Genomic DNA, 17622 nt, shown 5'->3' on the forward strand with positions numbered 1-17622 from the left:
CTAGCTATTAGCTTTTTTGATTTTAGTAATAAGGCTATTGATCATTTTGGCTTCTTGTATAAGAAGTATTTTGATCTCCTTTGTCTCTTCCTGTGAAAGATATTTTAATTCTTCACAAATTGTTACTTGGGTCTCAACTTCAAATAATGAACCCATTGCGATTTCTAAAAATCGTTTAAATTCTACGTCACTATTTCGGCTGCAACCTTCAGCGATATTACTAGGGATGGAAACAACAGCGCGAGTTATTTGACTTTTAAGACCAAATTTTTCAGTTGTAGGAAGCTTTTGAGCAAGAGCGTAAGTATGCTTTACGATTTGAATTCCATTTTTCCAGATCTCTAAATTCCTGTAATTTCTCATTACTTAACTTATTTTCTCGCTAATAGCTAACTGCTAATAGCCAGTAGCTAAATATTTGACTGCTCTTGCAATCGTACTTTCAATCGTCGTCGCATTCGAAACCACGACTGTTTCAAAATGCTTTCTCGCTTCCTTTGCTGTGGTTTCTCCTATGCAAATGGCTACTGCCCTTCGGCTCCGCTGAGGGCTCGATTTATCCTGAACCCTGAGCGTAGTCGAAGGGTGGTTCGCTTTCGCGAAAGCGGAAACCCCACTCGGACTAAAAAATAAGATTCCATCAAATTCCTGCTCAAATCTTTGTTCGTTGAGATGAGTTTCATAAACCACTACTTCGTTACAAATAATTCGAGCTTCTTTTAAAATATCTGGTAATTCATCCCTTCGTTGCTTTCCACAGAAATAGGTGAATTGTTCATTTTTAAGGTTTTCTATAATAAACGTAGCAAGTTCTTCTCCATTTCGAGCTGTTTTTGCCACATTTAGACCACTTTCAACTAAAAGCGTTGAAGTCTTTTCTCCCACGCAATAAAAATTTGCATTCTCAATTCTCAATCCAGAATTCAGAATTGCTCTGGCTCCGTTTTGACTTGTGATAATCACACTATCAACAAGAGCTGAGAATTTAAACTCCAATGGCGCAATTGTAATCGCATCATATTCCACAAAACTCACTTCTGCGTTGAGAAGTAACTCTCGCTGATTGAGTTTGAGTTTTTTTGTGGAAAGTAACCTCACCCCAGCCCTCTCCTTTTGAGGAGAGGGAGTTTTATCGGCAACTAAAATCAATTTTGGAATTACTTTAAATAGCGTTTTCCTTTCTGAAATATCATTGTAAATTCTTTGCGTGTCATTAATAGCCGTTTCGTTGGAATAACGTAAAACTTTATACCCCAAGGCCTGTAAATGAGCATCTCTTAGTTCGTCTTTTTCTTTTTGATAAGGGTCATTGTGATATTTACCGTCTACTTCAATAATCAATTTGAGCTCGTATGAGAAAAAGTCAACAATATAATCTTTAATAGGATGCTGACGGCGGAATTTTATACCTTCAAATTTACGATTGCGCAACAAATCCCAGAGGTGTTTTTCTGCCTCTGTTTGCTCCTGTCTTAAAGCGCGAGCTGCTCTCATTCTAAATTCCCTTTCTTTCATTCTCAATACTTTCACTCCCTTCTCCGGCGAGAGAAGGGCCGGGGATGAGGGGATAGCCCTGCTATTTTTTCATCTTTTCCTTAATCTCTTTCATCAATTCCCGACCGCCATTGTCTAAAACTTCTAGCGCACAATCCGTTCCAAATCCTACAGCGTTTGCTTTTGACACCACACGCTCTATTTCAATTTTCGTTTGCCCGTCTAGCGAGAATAACACGCCTTGAAATCGTATTTCGTCGTCAAAATCTTCGGCCAAAGCACCTATGGGTGCCGTGCATCCCCCTTCTAAAGTTTTTAAAAATTCACGTTCTATGTGTGTGCAAAGTGCGGTTGGTTCGTGGTTCAATTTCGCGCAAGCGGTACGGGAAAAATTATCTTCTTCCATTGCCACCACTAACATTGCTCCTTGAGCGGGTGCGGGAATCATCCAGTCTAAAACTTCGTGGTTGTCTGGTAACACATTGATCCGTTCTAATCCAGCTTTTGCAAAGATGGCACCTGTCCAATCACTAGCTGCTAACTTCTGAAGCCTCGTATTTACATTACCGCGTATATCTGTGGTCTGGTGATGTGGGTATCTGTTAAGCCATTGAGCTTGCCGGCGGAGGCTTCCCGTGGCAATCGTGCAAGGTTTCTTGTAATCAGGATTTTCTTTGTGCACTAGTATATCTTCGGTCGAGGCTCTCTCAAGCACTGCCGCTTGTACGATTCCGAAGGGTAACGCCGTGGGTACATCTTTCATACTATGCACAGCAATATCTACCGTGCCGTTAATCATAGCTACATCCAGCGTTTTAGTGAAAATACCTGTGATTCCTAGTTCGTAAAGTGGCTTGTCAAGTATAAGATCTCCCGTAGATTTGACGGGAACGAGTTCCGTTTTATAGCCGCGAGCTTCAAGTTGATTTTGAACCGTTTTTGCTTGCCAAAGCGCGAGCTCACTGTCTCGCGTCCCGATGCGTATGACTTTAGACATCGTCACTATCTTCTAGTTGGAAAATAGAATTGATAAGGGCTAGGCTTTCTGCTGTGGACCCATTTGCGTGGCGTAAGTGATGTGCAAACTGATTTGTGATTTTCTGGATAATCTTATCACTCATTGCCTGTGCAGTTGCCTCGCTAAAGTCTGGCGTTTTCTTTCGCACATTTTCAATTTCGGCTGCCTGGACCTCTTTAAGTTTCACTTTTAAAGCTTTTATAGTAGGTGCAAACTTGCGAGTTTGTAACCAAGCATTAAATTCGGCGGTGATTTCTGAAATGATACCCTCTGCCTGCGGGATATATCCTTGACGACGTTTGAGTGTAGCATCTGTCATTTGTGACAATTGGTCTAAATGGACAAGTGTTACATTTTCCAATTCCTTTACATCGTCAGATACATTTTTAGGAATAGATAGATCTAAAATAAGAAGCGGTTTTTTAGTATAGAGAATTTCCTTATTTATGGTAGGTTTCTGAGCTCCAGTAGCGACTACTAAGATGTCTGATTGTGCAATCTCACTTTCTATATCTGCATAGTCCTTTACTAGTAAATTAAATTTACCAGCAATCTTTTCTGCTTTTTCTTTTGTTCTGTTAATGAGTGTGATATGCTCATTTTTAGTGTGTTTTACTAGGTTTTCACAGGTGTTGCGCCCTATTTTTCCTGTTCCAAAAAGCAGGATATTTTTTTCAGAAATGTAAGGCACTCTGGCCATAATGTATTGTACGGCTGCAAAGCTTACAGATGTCGCTCCGCTAGATATTTCAGTTTCATTTTTTATTCGCTTGCTTGCCTGAATCACAGCATTTACAAGGCGCTCCATAAAAGGATTAATGAGTTTCAGTTTTTTAGAACGCTTAAAACCAATTTTAAGCTGGCCGATAATCTCAAAATCTCCTAAAATCTGGCTATCAAGACCTGTCCCTACTTTAAATAGGTGGGCTATGGCATCATCATTTTTATGAAGATATGCGACTTCAAGAAATTCTTCTATAGTTCCTTGAGTATGCTCGCAAAGAATTTTTACTAGCGTCATTGCATCTGGAGAAAAACCATATAGCTCTGTGCGATTGCAAGTAGAAATAACGATAAGTCCAGAAGCTCCAGCAGCTTTGGCGCTATTAAGGATAGCCTCCTGCGCATTCTCGTCTATAGCAAAATGGCCACGCGTTGCAGCGTCTGCCTTTTTATAGCTTAAACCTATAGCGTAAAACTTATGATTTTTATTCAATGAGGTATGCATCTTTTAGAGCATTGCAAAAATATCTAGCTAACACTTAAAAAAATAACGCTAGCGGCACGATTTATATCGCGAGATGCAATATATCACGATATTACTTCCTATTTTTGTGTCAATAGCTGATTTTATAGGGGGTAAACGCCCCCAAACCCAATCGCTAATTAGAATCATTCTAAATAAAAGAAAAGCTAAAATGAACCACATATCAGTAAAAAATGTCGCTAAAAGCCTAATAGAAGAAACGCGCATTGAGGATGGTTTTATTGTACTGAGATTTAACAATGAATCTGTTGAAAAACAAGGTGTTGTAAGAGATGTGGATAGTAATTTTATTCAATTTCATTTTTGTATTAAAGGGTCGGCGGTATTTAATTTTAATAACGGGGCTTATAAATTGCCTATTCAGGAAGAAAACTCCCTATTGCTCTACAATCCGCAGCGAGATTTACCTATGAATTTAGAGCTAGCGGGAGAATCGTGGGTGGTAACTTTATTGATTTCTATCAAGAAATTTCACAGTCTTTTCTCGCGCGAGGCAAATTATATAAGCTTCTTAAGTGACGAAAACAAGGATAGAAAATACTATAAGGATGGTAGTATTTCCCCTAGTATGGCCATTGTGCTCAATCAATTAATGAATTATAGCTTACATCCCACGATACAGGAATTGTATTTTAAAGGAAAGAGTTATGAGTTGTTGAGTCTTTACTTTAACCGTCCTGCAGATGCAGATGTGGAGCAATGTCCTTTCTTAGTAGATGAAGATAATGTCCAAAAAATAAAACGTGCAAAGCAAATCATTATCGCACGTATGGCAGAGCCTCCCACACTCGCAGAGCTCTCAAACGAGATAGGTTTATCTCTCAATAAACTCAAAGAGGGTTTTAAACAGATATATGGCGACTCCGTTTTCAGCTTCTTGTTTGATTATAAAATGGAAGTGGCGCGACAACTCCTCGAGACGGGTTCGCATAATGTAAATGAGGTTGGTCTTAAAGTGGGGTATAGCACTGCAAGTCATTTTATTGCAGCATTTAAAAAGAAATTTGGTACCACGCCTAAGAAGTATTTGATGAGCTTGGGATAGGGAAATGTAAAAAAAAGGACCTGCCTCAGGTGTTTGAGTGATTTTATTTTAGAGCGTAGCGATAAAGAATACATTTGTATAGCAAACTACGGCTTTCGCGAAAGCGTAACCCCTCTTATTTCCCTATCACAAATTCTTATAATTATAGTGACAGCATAATGCCTTGCAAGCCGTATTTTTGTTAAAGAAAAATTGCAAACTAATGAACAAAGGAGTTTTAATGGTCAATCTAGGTTCGCCAGATAGTACAGACCCAAAAGATGTAAAAAAATACTTGGGTGAGTTCTTAATGGACGAACGCGTTATAGACGTACCTTATGCCGCAAGAGCCTTACTGGTAAAAGGAATCATCTTAAATACAAGACCCAAAAAAAGTGCAGAGGCTTACAGTAAAATCTGGTGGGACGAGGGTTCACCTCTTATTGTTTTATCACAACGCTTACGCGAAAAAGTGCAATCCAAAACTAATCTCCCAGTTGAAATCGCAATGCGTTACGGCTCCCTCTCTATAAAAGAAGGGCTTCAAAAATTGCACGACCAGGGCGTAGATGATGTGATGCTATTGCCATTATATCCTCATTATGCAATGGCAACAACAGAAACTATTGTAGTCCTCGCCGAAGAACTGCGCGCTGAGTTTTTCCCAAAAATGAAGATTACAGATGTAAAACCCTTTTATAACAAACCTGAATACATTAAAGTATTAGGCGACTCTATAGCCGAAAGCTTGAAAGGTGTAGATTATGAACACCTGCTGTTTTCCTATCATGGGGTTCCAGAACGTCACATACGAAAAAGTGATGTGACAAAAGTGCATTGCAAAATAGACGGCTCTTGCTGTTCTTCGCAGAGTGCTGCGCACGAGTTTTGTTACCGCCATCAATGTTATGAAACCACGAGACTTGTTGGGAATTACTTAGGATTAGAACCACTTACATTTTCTACCTCATTCCAATCGCGTTTAGGATTTGATCCCTGGTTACAACCTTATACTGACCGTACTATAGAGCGTATGGGAAAAGAAGGGTTTAAGAAGATGGCTATAGCAACACCCGCTTTTGTGTCGGATTGTCTAGAAACACTTGAAGAAATAGCGATGGAGGGTGAAGAAATCTTTCATGAGGCTGGCGGAAAAGACTTTCATACCATACCGTGTATAAATGATCGTGATGATTGGGCCGCTGTAATAGCTGGCTGGATTAATGATTGGGGTATTGTAGAATCCGGGAGAGCCTTAGCTTAAATTGTCAAAGAAAATTCTAAACTAAAAACTTGTCTAACAAAAACTCAACAGCCCTAGGCACCAAGCCTATCTCAAAACTCCTCATACAGCAAGCAGTTCCTGCATCTATCGGGATCCTGGTGATGTCTCTTAATATGATTGTGGACACCATTTTTGTAGGAAGATGGATAGGGCCTCTTGGCATTAGTGCAATTACCGTTGTAATTCCTGTCACCTTTTTTATTGCGGCTATTGGTCTTGCAGTTGGTATAGGTGGGAGTTCCGTACTTTCTCGAGCTTTAGGTTCGGGAGATGATGACAAGGCGTTACGAGTTTTTGGAAATCAGATTACACTTACCTTTCTTATTTCGGGATTACTTGCCATTTTAGGACTTGTATTTCAAGATACTCTCATTGAATTTTTTGGAGCAGACAACTCTTTTAAAGATATGGCACTTACGTACTATCGTATTGTGCTGTATGGTATCGTTATGCTGGCCATGTGTATGATGGGAAATAATGTGATACGGGCAGAAGGGAAACCTAAGTTTGCAATGTATGCCATGATTCTTCCAGCAATTGGGAATATTGGGATGGATTACCTACTTATTAATGTTTTAGGTTATGGAATGGAAGGTGCCGCGTGGGCCACCTTCATAAGCTACGCTATTTGCTTTGCGTTTATCCTATGGTTTTTTGTTTTTAAAAGCGAACTCAGAATCGTGGCGGAGTGTCTCAAACTAAAAAAGAAAGTTGTTTCAGAAATTTCTGGTCTTAGTGCGGTAACGCTTGCACGTCAGGGCGTTATTTCTATACTTACAATTTTATTAAATAATGTACTTATAAGCTATGGGGATGCGCTGGATGTTGCCACTTACGGTATCATAAGTAGGATGTTGATGTTTGCTTTGTTTCCTGTAATAGGAGTTACTCAAGGGTTTATGCCTATTGCCAGTTATAATTATGGCGCAAACAAATACGACCGCGTACGCGAAACCATAAATACATCTATTCTCTATGCTGGCGGGCTTGCACTCGCAATTTTTATTATTATAATGGTTGTTCCAGATTTCTTTGTCTCTTGGTTTATAAGCGACAGTAATGCAAATGCCCAGGCCGTTGCAGATAATAAAATTCTTATGGAACGCACCCCTAATGCTCTGCGATGGGTATTTGCTGCTACGCCAGTTATCGTGATTCAACTTATAGGTGCGGTTTATTTTCAGGCGATAGGCAAAGCGATACCTGCATTATTACTCAGTCTCACAAAACAGGGTTTTTTCTTAATTCCGCTTATTTTGATCCTGCCTAATTTCTTTGGCGTTTGGGGCGTTTGGATTTCCTTCCCTATTGCAGATGTACTTTCGACCCTGGTTACTGGGTACTACTTAAGGCGTGATGTTAAGAACAATCTCGTGGTAGGAGAGGAGTAGGGGTTACGCTTTCGCGAAAGCGGATGTATGCATCTTTCCCCCTTAAAACTTTTGTGTATGCAGTAGCTATAATTTGTACTTTCACGATATGCCACGGACTCTAAATATATTTAGAGACTAAAATGTACAACCGAGGTACATTTCAAAATTTTTATAAAATGTATTTAGACTCTAAACTTCCCAACGTAGGTACAACTATTTTTACGGTAATGAGCAAGATGGCGCACGATCACGCAGCTATTAACCTGGCTCAGGGATTCCCTGGGTTTGCGAGTGACACAAAGTTGCAAAAACTGGTTAGTAAAGCGATGGAGGAAGGGCATAATCAGTATGCACCTATGCAAGGAGTATACAGCTTACGCAAAAGGATAACAAATAAATTAAACAGTCTTTACGGGAGTGATTACCATCCAGAAACCGATGTTACCGTGACCGCAGGGGCCACTCAGGCGATTTATACGATAGTTTCTGCATTTATAAGACCAGACGACGAGGTAATTATACTTAAACCCGCTTATGATTGTTATGAGCCAGCCGTACAAGTAAATGGCGGGAAAGTTGTTCCTATCCAACTTAAAGCTCCAGCCTACAAAGTAGATTGGCTCGCGGTGCAAAACGCCATTACTCCCAAAACTAAGATGCTGTTTATCAATACTCCGCATAATCCTACGGGAACTATCCTCGATAAAAAAGATATGCTGGAGTTACAACAAATTCTTGATGGTACCGATATCATTTTAGTAAGCGATGAGGTCTACCAGCACATCGTATTTGACGGTAAGCAGCACGAGAGTGTGGCGCGCTATCCAGAACTTGTAAGGCGCAGTTTTATAACGGCTTCATTTGGGAAAACTTTTCATAATACGGGTTGGAAAATGGGATATACCGTCGCACCAAAGGAGCTTATGCAAGAATTCCAGAAAGTACATCAATTCAACGTGTTTTCGGTACATCACCCGTCGCAAAAAGCATTTGCCGAATATCTTAGAGAACCTTCCCATTACCTAGGTCTCAATGATTTTTATCAATGTAAGCGAGACGTATTTTTAGAAGCTGTACAGGGATCAAGGTTTAATGCCACACCTAGCGCAGGAACCTATTTTCAGATGTTGGGTTTTTCTGAAATTACAGACGAGTCAGACACCACTTTTGCGGAAAGGTTGACTAAAGAATTTAAAGTTGCGAGTATCCCGACGTCAGTTTTTAATCTAAGACAGCAAGATTTTAAGATGCTAAGGTTTTGCTTTGCTAAGGATGACGATGTGCTCAGACGGGCAGGAGCGATTTTGTGTGAAATTTAGGATCTGATTTCTACGCTCCCGAACTAAATTCGGGACAAGTTTTTGCGAAATTTTAGATGCTTTCTAGTCATCTAATCGTCTAGCGACCCATCCTCTTACAAGTTCTGCTGTGACTCCAAAGGCTACATGCGCAAGAAACTCATTTGCCTGCAACTTGACGGGAATATCTTTAGGAGCTTCTTCAAGGCCCATCAATGGGAGCGAAGTCTCGTGTGTGGCAAGGTAGGCAGTCGTACCAAAAAGAGCACCCTCCACTAGATTTGTTTCCGGCCTGTCCTTTTTTGCATATCCTAAACTCGCACCTAGACTTACGCCTATGGGTATGTTAACTAATTGCTCTGCAAGATCCCGATTAGAAGCGCTTATGGGTTCTCCAGTAAGTTTTTCTGAAATCCCATCTACCAGTTTAAGCTGGGCAGATGTGGTGTCTGGATTTCTAACGGGTAACACTCTTTCAATCGCAGCTTTTACAATGGTACCTGCTAATCCTCCTAGTACTCCAGAAATAACGCCCCTACTAGCGGTTGATGCCATTGTATCTTTTTCTAACCAGGTGGAAAGTGCAGTGTTGCTCATCGTTGTTGTTTTTTATAAAAGTACAAACAGCATTAGAAATGTGGTATGGGATTAACAGATGTTTAATTTTAGTACCACAGCAATAATTAAAAAAGCCACCAATGTTCTGTAAACATTTTGGGTGGCTTTTTCTCCCCTTACTTTAGAAAGTTAATTAGTATTTAATAAAACGCTTTGACACTTTGCCCTTATTAGTAGTGAGTTGAACAATGTAATTACCGGAAGACAAATCCGAAATATCTATACTGCTTTTTGCACTCGAAAGCATTTGTTTTCCAAGCATATCTACTATTAAAATCTTCTTTAAAATAATGTTTTCTGGTAAATTGATTGTTAGAAAATTGGATGTGGGATTTGGATATAATTTTATGTCACTATGTATTCTAAAATCTGCAATACTCAAAACATCATCAATAAAGAAATAAGCAGAACCTGCATTAGTAATATTTCCTTCACCATTTTCATCTTTGTCATCTTCTCTTGAGGTAATTAATATTGTTCCTTCTGAAATTCCAGTGCTATAACCGAATAAATCATTTTCGCCACGATCATTAGCAGTAATCTTTTGTGTTTCTTCCCAGCTATCCCCGTTATTTTTAAAGATATAAACAGATCCGCTATTGGGAATGGTAGCTTCCCCATTTTCGTTAGAATCATTTTGTCTAGCACCTACAATTAGTGTACTATTTTCTAAACTGATACTACCTCCAAAAAGATCGACTTGTGCTCTTTCTGAAGGCACAACTTTTTGCTTTTCTTCCCAAAGACTATTTGCATTTTTTTCAAATATATATACAGATCCCGCTGAAGGAATTTCATTTTGTCCGTTTTCGTCATCATCCTCATCTGATGCTCCTACGATTAGATAATCTTCATTAAGAGCTATGTCAGAACCCAATAGATCACCTAAAGCTCTATCTGAAGTTACTATTTTTTGTGTTTCATTCCATTGACCGCTGTTGTCCTTTTCAAATATATAAATGGCTCCCGCTGCTTGGATAGGGTTCTGTCCATTACTATCAAATTCGTGAGAAGGAGCACTTATGGCTATCATATCATCAAAAAAGGCAATTTTTGTCCCAAAACCATCTACCGGCATAGCATCTGAGGCTATCAGTTTTTGTGTTTCTGTCCAATCTCCATTTTTTTCATAAATATAAACAGCGCCTCTCCTTTCATTTTGATCAGATGCGCCTACGGCTACTGTTTCATTATATATTGCTATACTCGTTCCAAATCTTCCGCGACTAGTATCATCTGTGGGTTGAAGTATCGCAGTTTCTTGCCAAATCTCATTTTCCAGTTCAAATATGTAGGCGCCGCCTTTATTATCATCTTTATTTCTTGCTCCAATTGCGGCAATTGAAGAAGATAGTGCGATTGCGTGTCCGAAATGACTATTTTCAGCCCTATCTGAGGGAACTATTTTTTGAACCTCTTCCCAATTATCATTTTCAAATTTGAAAAAATATGCGCTCCCAGCATCGGCAAGAGCATTTTCTTGATTCTCGTCAAAATCATTGAGACTTGCTCCTATTAATCCATATTCCCCATTTATGGAAACTGCTTGACCAAATATGTCGTCCTCCATCCTATCTGCCGAAACAGTTTTTTGGGACTGGTAAAACTCTTGAGCTGATACGGTTGTTGAAAACCCAATTAAAATAATAAAAAATAGACTTTTCAATGTGATTTTATTTAGTGTGAACTCCAGATTAATTTTTACTCTTGAATAAATGTTTCCTGACCATTTGTATCTACATAACCATCTGTTCCCAAGTCATAATTAATGATTAAAAGGTCGTTATTAATTGTAAATGGAACGGTACCAAAATCATCTGTAATCTCACCTAATTTTGTTGAAGATGAAAATATATAAGTTCCCCTGATTGTTCCTCCAGCTCCAGGTTCTATGTACGTGTAGTTTTGCTCTGAAGTAAATGTAATTGTTCGTTCAGGAATTGTTTCCCCAGTTCCTACCCAACTCGTTCCAGATAATACAAAAGTAGACTCATCTGATTCTGAGTCATCGGTACTGCAACTCGTAAGGAATAAAAAAATAGTCGTGATTATTAATATGCTTTTCATTTTGTCTATTTATTAAGTTTTAACCCTTACAAAAAGAAGCCTATAAGGGTTTTATTACTAAAACAAGCTTTTGTAAATGACAGTCTGAGGTTTACTTTTATAATAAGCGAGTGCAATCTCTTTTGCGTTTGCCATTCTTAGGCGCGCAAGTTCTTTGCGGTCTTTCCTGTAGCGTTCTTGTTGTGCCAGCTGTTCTCTTTCTTTTTCATCCACCTTCGTGCTTATACTTGCTATTAGGGACTGAGATTTACCATTACAAGATGATGATGGGTCGATTCTCGATAAGTAAGTGAGAGCACTATTATAATTATTTGCCGCAATGGCCGTTTGTGATTTCTGGATCGTTTCTGCGCATTTTTGATCTTGATATGCAATATAAGCCTCATCAGTCTTTGCTCTTATTTTCTCATAGCAAGCGCCTACCTCTTTAGGAACGCTGTAGAGTAGTGCAATGGCCTCCCTGTATCGTTTCTGTGTAATTAGTGATGAGCCATCATTATATATTTGATCGCAGTTTTGGATATAATAGGAAACTATTTTTTCTTTTGCATCATCAAGAAATGCCTTTATGTCGTCATTTCTTGTTTTTATACTAGAGATACTTTGGTTTACGGCTTGCTTGCGGTTATAGCCGTCTCCTTTAAGTGACTGGCTATAAATGCTAAAAACTTTCCCCGTTTTCATCTCTTTGATAAAAAGATTAAACTCCGCATTAACCACGTGTACATTTTTCATCCCCTCAACTACGGTATGGTCGTATATTTCGTATTTGGGATAAATGACAAAGTTGTTAGTATATCCCTGTCCTGATATACCATAATTGCTCACCATTTTTTGAATTTTGCTCTCCATTTTTGAAATATGCGATGGTTGCAATTGATCAGTATTGTCTGGTAGCACAACAGACAAGGAGATAGTACTCTCAGATGACTCGGATTGTCCAAAACCTTGGAAAAGGCCAAAAGTAAAACAGAATATATATAAAAGCTTTTTCATAAATTTTTATTTAATAGTTACATATAGCGTACTGTTCTTATTGTCTATTTGTACGGGGATATCTAGTCTCCCAAAGAATCTATCTATGGTACGCTCTACAGTTCGAGGCGTGTTATTTTTATTTGTTTTGGGATCTCTAAGAGGATACCTAAATTCTTCTACCACCATTTTAGTGTCTGTGACTGTGGTAATTTGAGCATAGTTTTTATAAGCTTCTTCGTAAAGCCAGTCTTCAAGTATGTATTTGAGCTTGTCATTTTTGGAAGGAACATTACTGTTCATTGTCCATTCTGAATCTTGATCAAAACTGAAGTCTATCTTTACTCGTTTGCCATCTTTTACAATACCATCAAATTTTTCATTCATCGTTTCTAAAAAAGGTTCGATGCAAGACTTGATAGCCATATCAGAAAGTTTTCCAATATCTTCTGTGTAAAACTTATTGCTCTCGCAAATTTTACTAGAAAGTGAGTTTCCTGAGTCCGTTTCGTTTGCCTCTAAAACAATGCGCACAGAATTTCCAGAGCTTGACTTATTGAGCATAAAATCAATCTCTACAACAATGTCTGTTCCAGCATTTTGGAAAATACGATTTCTAAATTCTGATTGATTGTCCTGTGTAACAGCTTCATCTCTTAAGAGCGCCTTTAATAGTGTTTCAAAGTCTTTTGTGTCATATCCTCTAGCGTCAAACCCTTGTTTTACACTTGAGATAGCAACTCTTATTTCTGGGCGCGCGTCAATTATGGTTCGTAGGTCTTCTCCTTCTGATGCTCTAGGGATCACCATAACACTAGGTTGAATTGTACGAGTCTCTTGAGCAAACGCTGTCATTGCCGTCATCAAGAATAGGACGATAATACGTGTGTTTATGTTCATTTTCATAATTTATTTTAAAGGCCAAAACGTCTTACGATACCTTTGTCCTCAAGGTATTTTTTTAATGTATTTACATTTATGGTCAGATCGACTGTTGTGATATGTGTACCTTTTGATTTCTGAAAAGGGGTAGACTGATAGGACGAAGAGATAAATGTGCGCATCGTGTTTCCATAAAATTCATCAAAAAAGGTCGGATGTTTTTTCTCAATGGCATTGCGATCTAATCCAATGATGGGATTCCTAAAATTAGAGTTAGGAAAACCTCTGAAAAATAGATTTTCGAACGCTAGTTTCTCTGCTTGATAGAGTGCTTCATCTTTAGAATTCCCGTATCCTGTGCTGCGTAATGTAGCGGTTTCGTAGCCCTCGTTTGCCACTAAAGCAACTTCTGCCGATGCAAAGTCAAAATCCTTCTTGGAACCGCAACTTACTGTAAAAAGAGCACACGTCAGGAAGAGTATTATCGTTTTGAGATAGTTCATTATAATGTAGATTTACAAATGAGTTTAGCATTGGACTTAAATTTTTCAAGAATTGCCTCTCCACCCTTTGTTACTTTGGCCGAAGAAATTTCGGCACCTTCAACTACGTCAATTCTAAATTTGCCTATCTCAACTTCCCGCTTCGTTTTTTTTCCGCCCACTTCAAGAAAAGTAATTTCGTAAACAATGAATTCATCTTTTTTCTTAGTTCCTGTTTGAGTTCCAACGTTTACTAGAACGTTTTTAGCTTCGTCTTTTTTAACTTCCTGAATATCAATAATCTGTGTCTCTACGGGGAAATAATCTTGAATAAACTCATCTATATATTTTTGCATCCTTACAAGCGTGTTGCCAAATGCGGCCTCAGGACTGCTATTGCCGCCCATAGAACTTTTTAAGACACTTCCCATAAAAGAATCCTTAGGTGTTATCGTTTTTGAATGAATGACTTGTCCGGTCTCCACATCCAGAACATCAAGGCTAAAAGAAACATTGCATTTATAGTAGGCAGACTTTTCTGTTTGCATAAGTCTGTTGCTGTAAGAAATAAGTTTGCCAGCGACCAGCTGTTGGGCTCCTTTAGAATTATCTTGAGCAATAACATCTGAGTTCATAAAAGCCTCAGTCTTTTGAAGTTCTTTTTCTGAGTTAATTTTAGAATAATTACTTCTATCTACAATATCAAAGCGGTTTGTAGCAACAAAAGCTTCTTTTACTTGATCGTAAATCGCATTTGCTTGCGGACTTAAAGAGGATTGACTTTCGAATGGTAATAGAGCTATAGACGTTTTTTGGCTTAATGCTATTTGAGAGAATATTACAAAGGATAGCAATAAAATTCTTTTCATAATCGTATGATTTAGGTTTAATAAAGCCCTAAAAATCATAGATTAAATACTCTCAAAAAACTCCTAGTGAAAAAAGGTTTCTAGCTAGTGAAAATCTGGATTATCCCAAATACAACGCCTCGATCTTATTGCGCACAGCGTCCTTATAGGTTTCCTTTATAGAGAGCGCCATCCCTGCCACTGCTAGTCTTGAGCCGTTTATGCGACCTTCTAGTACGTGTGGGTCTAGATTTACGATGTAGCTCTCGTTTATTCGTTCAAACTGCTCTGGGAGTTGTTCCTGCAGTTTGCGCAATGAAGTTTTGAGGTAATATTCTTTTCCAGTTACTGTCTGGAACCATAGGTAGTTTGCGCGTAGGTTTTCGGTTTCCTTTTTTGGGTTGTTCTCGTATTTTGATTTTACGGTAAAGAAAGCAATGTCATCGTACAATATAGGTACTCTTGAGATATCCTGATAGCCTTTTTCCTTGAGCTCGTCCAGATAGTCTGTAAGGCCCATCACTCCTTTTTTTTCTGTTAGGATTGTGGGGTTTTTTTGCTTTCGCGAAAGCGTGGTATGTATCGCCCTCACCACCTCTTCTATATTAAGTTTAGGCTTCGTCTTTACAATAAACTGCTCGTGATTGGTTTGTAAACCTTTAAAAAATGTAGCCGTGTCCGCATACTTAGTCACATAAATAAACGGGATATGCATTTTCTCCGAAAGGATTTTTCCCAAATCTAAACCCGACCGTTCTCCTCTAAGATGAACGTCTAGAAGAACAACATCAGGTTTTGTCTTTTCAATTTCGATCAAGGCCTGAGCCACACTAGGCGTATAATCTGCTACAGAAAAATGTTCTTTGAGCAAGGCTTGAGCGAGTCTGTCATAAAGGACTGCCTCGTCTTCTACTATGAGGATGTGCGCGTGTTGCATAGTTATCTGGGGAATTGAATATCGAGTTGTAGCCCGTTATTATTAGCTAGTTCAAAGGTACCATTGATTTGCTGGGAGAGTAGCTTCATAATACGCATCCCAAAGGAAGTATCTTTCTTTAAATCAAAACCGTCTGGCAATCCCGCACCATCATCTTTAAGTGTAAGATGGTACTGATTATCAACACTTTTTAAATTAATATTTATTTTCCCTCCTCTGTCTGTAAATGCATACTTATAAGAGTTTGTAAGGAACTCATTTATAATCAATCCTAAAGGGAATGACTTATCTGGTTCTATCTTTAATCCTTGCCCTATGTTTTTTTCTATAACAACATCAGTGTTTGCAAATGCCTGAGATACATTTGTACTTAATGTATTTATATATTCTCGCATATCGAGATGGGTGACATCTTTGCTCTCATACAGCTGGTAATGCACTTGGTTTATGCTATCTATCCTGTTTTGTAGGTCAGTCAGTTTCTCATCTACAGCGGGATCTTCAATATCGTCTTTGGCTACCTGAATAAAGGAGTCTATAATGGCGAGATTATTTTTAACCCTGTGGTGCAGTTCTTTTTGTAGGTTTTCTATGACGGTGTTTTGCTTTTTTGTTTTCCTGTAGAAAAAAGCAAATATCCCCAGGCCTACTACTGCAGTGCCTAACCCTCCTCCTAGTTGCCACTTACGCTTGCTTTCTTGAGCGAGGAGTTCAGCTTGCGCTGCTTTTTCGGCTTTGAGCTGTAGGTTTTCTTTTTCTTTTTTTTCGGTTTGATAGCGGGTTTCTATTTGCACGACATCGTTATTATATCTTGCTGATTTAATAGAATCCTGATATTTCTTTTGCTTAATCAAAATGTAGAAGGATGTTTTGTAATTTCCTTGAGCTTCTGCGAGATTGATATGTGCGTCGTAAAGTTGGGTAATCAAATAACTAGGCCATCTTTCGCGATTAATCGTATCATTACTAATGTTTTCCAAAAGAGAGCTTGCAATATTTAGATTGCCAAGCGATGTTTCTGCTTCTGCTAACCCCATAGTTGCTGAATTTACTGCCAAAGTATCTTGTGTAAGTTGTGCGTAATAAAGCGCCTGCTTAGAAAAGTCTCTGCTTAAAGACGTGTTGCCTTGTTTTAAGTATGTCCAAGATATTTGGTTGCTAAGGTCGAAGGCCATTAAATTATAACCGGTATTTATAGCGTGATTGAGTGATTCAGTTTGATGATAAAGTGCTTTTTCAAAATTATTAAGGTCCGTGTAAACCCTTCCTAGGATTCTATCTATTTGAGCTTTTTGAGTAGAGAGATTTTTTTTGATTGCTATATTTAAAGCAGATAAGAGATACGTTTCTGCTTTTTTATAGTCTTTTCTGTCTATGTAAAGCCAACTTAGACCTTGAGTTGAATTAAGTTCCATCAATAAAGCCTGTTGTGTTTTATGTTTCTTTGACTCTTCAATGGATTTTAAGTAATAATGAAGAGCGCTCTCTTCATCTTCCAAATTAAAATAGGCGGCGGCAATATTATTATAAAGTACACAAATCAAATCAGAGTCACTTTTGTCATCTTTTAATGTCTTTAAACCTATGTCGATAGCATTTTGATATTCTCCAGACTCGGTATAAGCAATTGAGAGATAAAGTTGGCTTTTTGTTCTATTCAATGCAGATATACCCTCAATACTAGTAGCTTGTCCCGCGTATTTTTTTGCATTTGACATATCGCCTGTCATGCGACAGTAAGAGCTTAGAAATATATAGCCTTCACATTCGGAATTTATATCATTTCGTTTTTTTGCTTCATTAATTAATTTGTCAATAAAGGATTTAGAATCATAGATATTGCCTGTGTTAAAAATAGAATCAATTTTCCTTTTGGAAAATTCTATATCCTTAGCAAGTTGATTATTTTGGCTGAAACCTTTTAAGAATGGAAAAAATGTTAAAGCAAGTACTAAGAAGAAAAACAAATACTTCTTCATAATGAGTCGAGGGTTAGTTAGCCACTAAATATAATTGTTAAAATTTTAACAAAAAAAGAAAACTGCGCAAAAACC

At 38.3% G+C, this 17622-nt stretch carries 17 protein-coding genes; 4 read left to right on the top strand and 13 right to left on the bottom strand.

The genetic code is table 11. The features are described from left to right. From EAX61_RS10265 to hemA, 4 genes are all read right to left on the bottom strand, one after another. Complete coding sequence (locus EAX61_RS10265) at nucleotides 1-363, bottom strand: four helix bundle protein (RefSeq protein ID WP_121917601.1); 363 nt, start codon at nucleotides 361-363, stop codon at nucleotides 1-3. A gap of 33 nt (nucleotides 364-396) precedes the next feature. Then, nucleotides 397-1515 (bottom strand): DUF559 domain-containing protein, encoded by a 1119-nt coding sequence (locus EAX61_RS16555; RefSeq protein WP_201739446.1) that lies wholly within the window; start codon nucleotides 1513-1515, stop codon nucleotides 397-399. Nucleotides 1516-1576: 61 nt separating this feature from the next. Then, complete coding sequence (hemC, locus tag EAX61_RS10280) at nucleotides 1577-2491, bottom strand: hydroxymethylbilane synthase (RefSeq protein WP_121917602.1); 915 nt, start codon at nucleotides 2489-2491, stop codon at nucleotides 1577-1579. Then, nucleotides 2484-3740: a glutamyl-tRNA reductase gene (gene hemA / locus EAX61_RS10285; RefSeq protein WP_121917603.1), complete on the bottom strand. Its 1257-nt coding sequence runs from the start codon at nucleotides 3738-3740 to the stop codon at nucleotides 2484-2486. The genes hemC and hemA overlap by 8 nt, the downstream gene beginning before the upstream one ends. Nucleotides 3741-3930: 190 nt before the next feature. Between hemA and EAX61_RS10290 the strand changes: the two genes are divergently transcribed. The 4 genes from EAX61_RS10290 (at nucleotide 3931) to EAX61_RS10305 (ending at nucleotide 8780) form a co-directional block, all read left to right on the top strand. Beyond that, the gene (locus EAX61_RS10290) at nucleotides 3931-4824 is read left to right on the top strand and encodes an AraC family transcriptional regulator (protein WP_121917665.1); all 894 of its coding nucleotides are present in this window, start codon (nucleotides 3931-3933) and stop codon (nucleotides 4822-4824) included. Nucleotides 4825-5026: 202 nt separating this feature from the next. Beyond that, nucleotides 5027-6067, top strand: coding sequence for a ferrochelatase (gene hemH / locus EAX61_RS10295; RefSeq protein WP_121917604.1), 1041 nt, complete (start codon nucleotides 5027-5029; stop codon nucleotides 6065-6067). Nucleotides 6068-6096: 29 nt separating this feature from the next. Next, nucleotides 6097-7479, top strand: a complete 1383-nt coding sequence (locus EAX61_RS10300; RefSeq protein ID WP_121917605.1) for an MATE family efflux transporter — start codon at nucleotides 6097-6099, stop codon at nucleotides 7477-7479. Between the two features lie 158 nt (nucleotides 7480-7637). After that, nucleotides 7638-8780: a methionine aminotransferase gene (locus EAX61_RS10305; RefSeq protein WP_121917666.1), complete on the top strand. Its 1143-nt coding sequence runs from the start codon at nucleotides 7638-7640 to the stop codon at nucleotides 8778-8780. A gap of 63 nt (nucleotides 8781-8843) precedes the next feature. Here EAX61_RS10305 and EAX61_RS10310 read toward each other — a convergent pair whose 3' ends face one another. The 9 genes from EAX61_RS10310 to EAX61_RS10350 all read right to left on the bottom strand — a co-directional run bounded on the left by EAX61_RS10310 (nucleotide 8844) and on the right by EAX61_RS10350 (nucleotide 17547). After that, nucleotides 8844-9356, bottom strand: coding sequence for a DUF1440 domain-containing protein (locus EAX61_RS10310; RefSeq protein WP_121917606.1), 513 nt, complete (start codon nucleotides 9354-9356; stop codon nucleotides 8844-8846). 154 nt (nucleotides 9357-9510) lie between these two features. After that, nucleotides 9511-11043: a T9SS type A sorting domain-containing protein gene (locus tag EAX61_RS10315; RefSeq protein ID WP_121917607.1), complete on the bottom strand. Its 1533-nt coding sequence runs from the start codon at nucleotides 11041-11043 to the stop codon at nucleotides 9511-9513. A gap of 35 nt (nucleotides 11044-11078) precedes the next feature. After that, the gene (locus EAX61_RS10320) at nucleotides 11079-11444 is read right to left on the bottom strand and encodes a hypothetical protein (RefSeq protein WP_121917608.1); all 366 of its coding nucleotides are present in this window, start codon (nucleotides 11442-11444) and stop codon (nucleotides 11079-11081) included. A gap of 57 nt (nucleotides 11445-11501) precedes the next feature. Beyond that, a complete protein-coding gene (locus EAX61_RS10325; RefSeq protein WP_121917609.1) occupies nucleotides 11502-12440 on the bottom strand; it encodes a hypothetical protein in 939 nt (312 codons plus the stop codon). 6 nt (nucleotides 12441-12446) lie between these two features. Further along, nucleotides 12447-13319 carry a DUF6175 family protein gene (locus EAX61_RS10330; RefSeq protein ID WP_121917610.1) on the bottom strand — a complete coding sequence of 291 codons (873 nt, stop codon included), beginning with the start codon at nucleotides 13317-13319 and terminating at the stop codon, nucleotides 12447-12449. 14 nt (nucleotides 13320-13333) lie between these two features. Continuing rightward, complete coding sequence (locus EAX61_RS10335) at nucleotides 13334-13804, bottom strand: hypothetical protein (RefSeq protein ID WP_121917611.1); 471 nt, start codon at nucleotides 13802-13804, stop codon at nucleotides 13334-13336. Further along, complete coding sequence (locus EAX61_RS10340; RefSeq protein WP_161555218.1) at nucleotides 13804-14652, bottom strand: CsgG/HfaB family protein; 849 nt, start codon at nucleotides 14650-14652, stop codon at nucleotides 13804-13806. The genes EAX61_RS10335 and EAX61_RS10340 overlap by 1 nt, the downstream gene beginning before the upstream one ends. A 100-nt stretch (nucleotides 14653-14752) precedes the next feature. After that, complete coding sequence (locus tag EAX61_RS10345; RefSeq protein ID WP_121917613.1) at nucleotides 14753-15568, bottom strand: response regulator transcription factor; 816 nt, start codon at nucleotides 15566-15568, stop codon at nucleotides 14753-14755. 2 nt (nucleotides 15569-15570) lie between these two features. Next, a complete protein-coding gene (locus EAX61_RS10350; protein WP_121917614.1) occupies nucleotides 15571-17547 on the bottom strand; it encodes a histidine kinase dimerization/phosphoacceptor domain -containing protein in 1977 nt (658 codons plus the stop codon). Nucleotides 17548-17622 lie beyond the last annotated feature (75 nt).

Source organism: Dokdonia sinensis, assembly GCF_003688895.1.
Lineage (GTDB): Bacteria > Bacteroidota > Bacteroidia > Flavobacteriales > Flavobacteriaceae > Dokdonia > Dokdonia sinensis.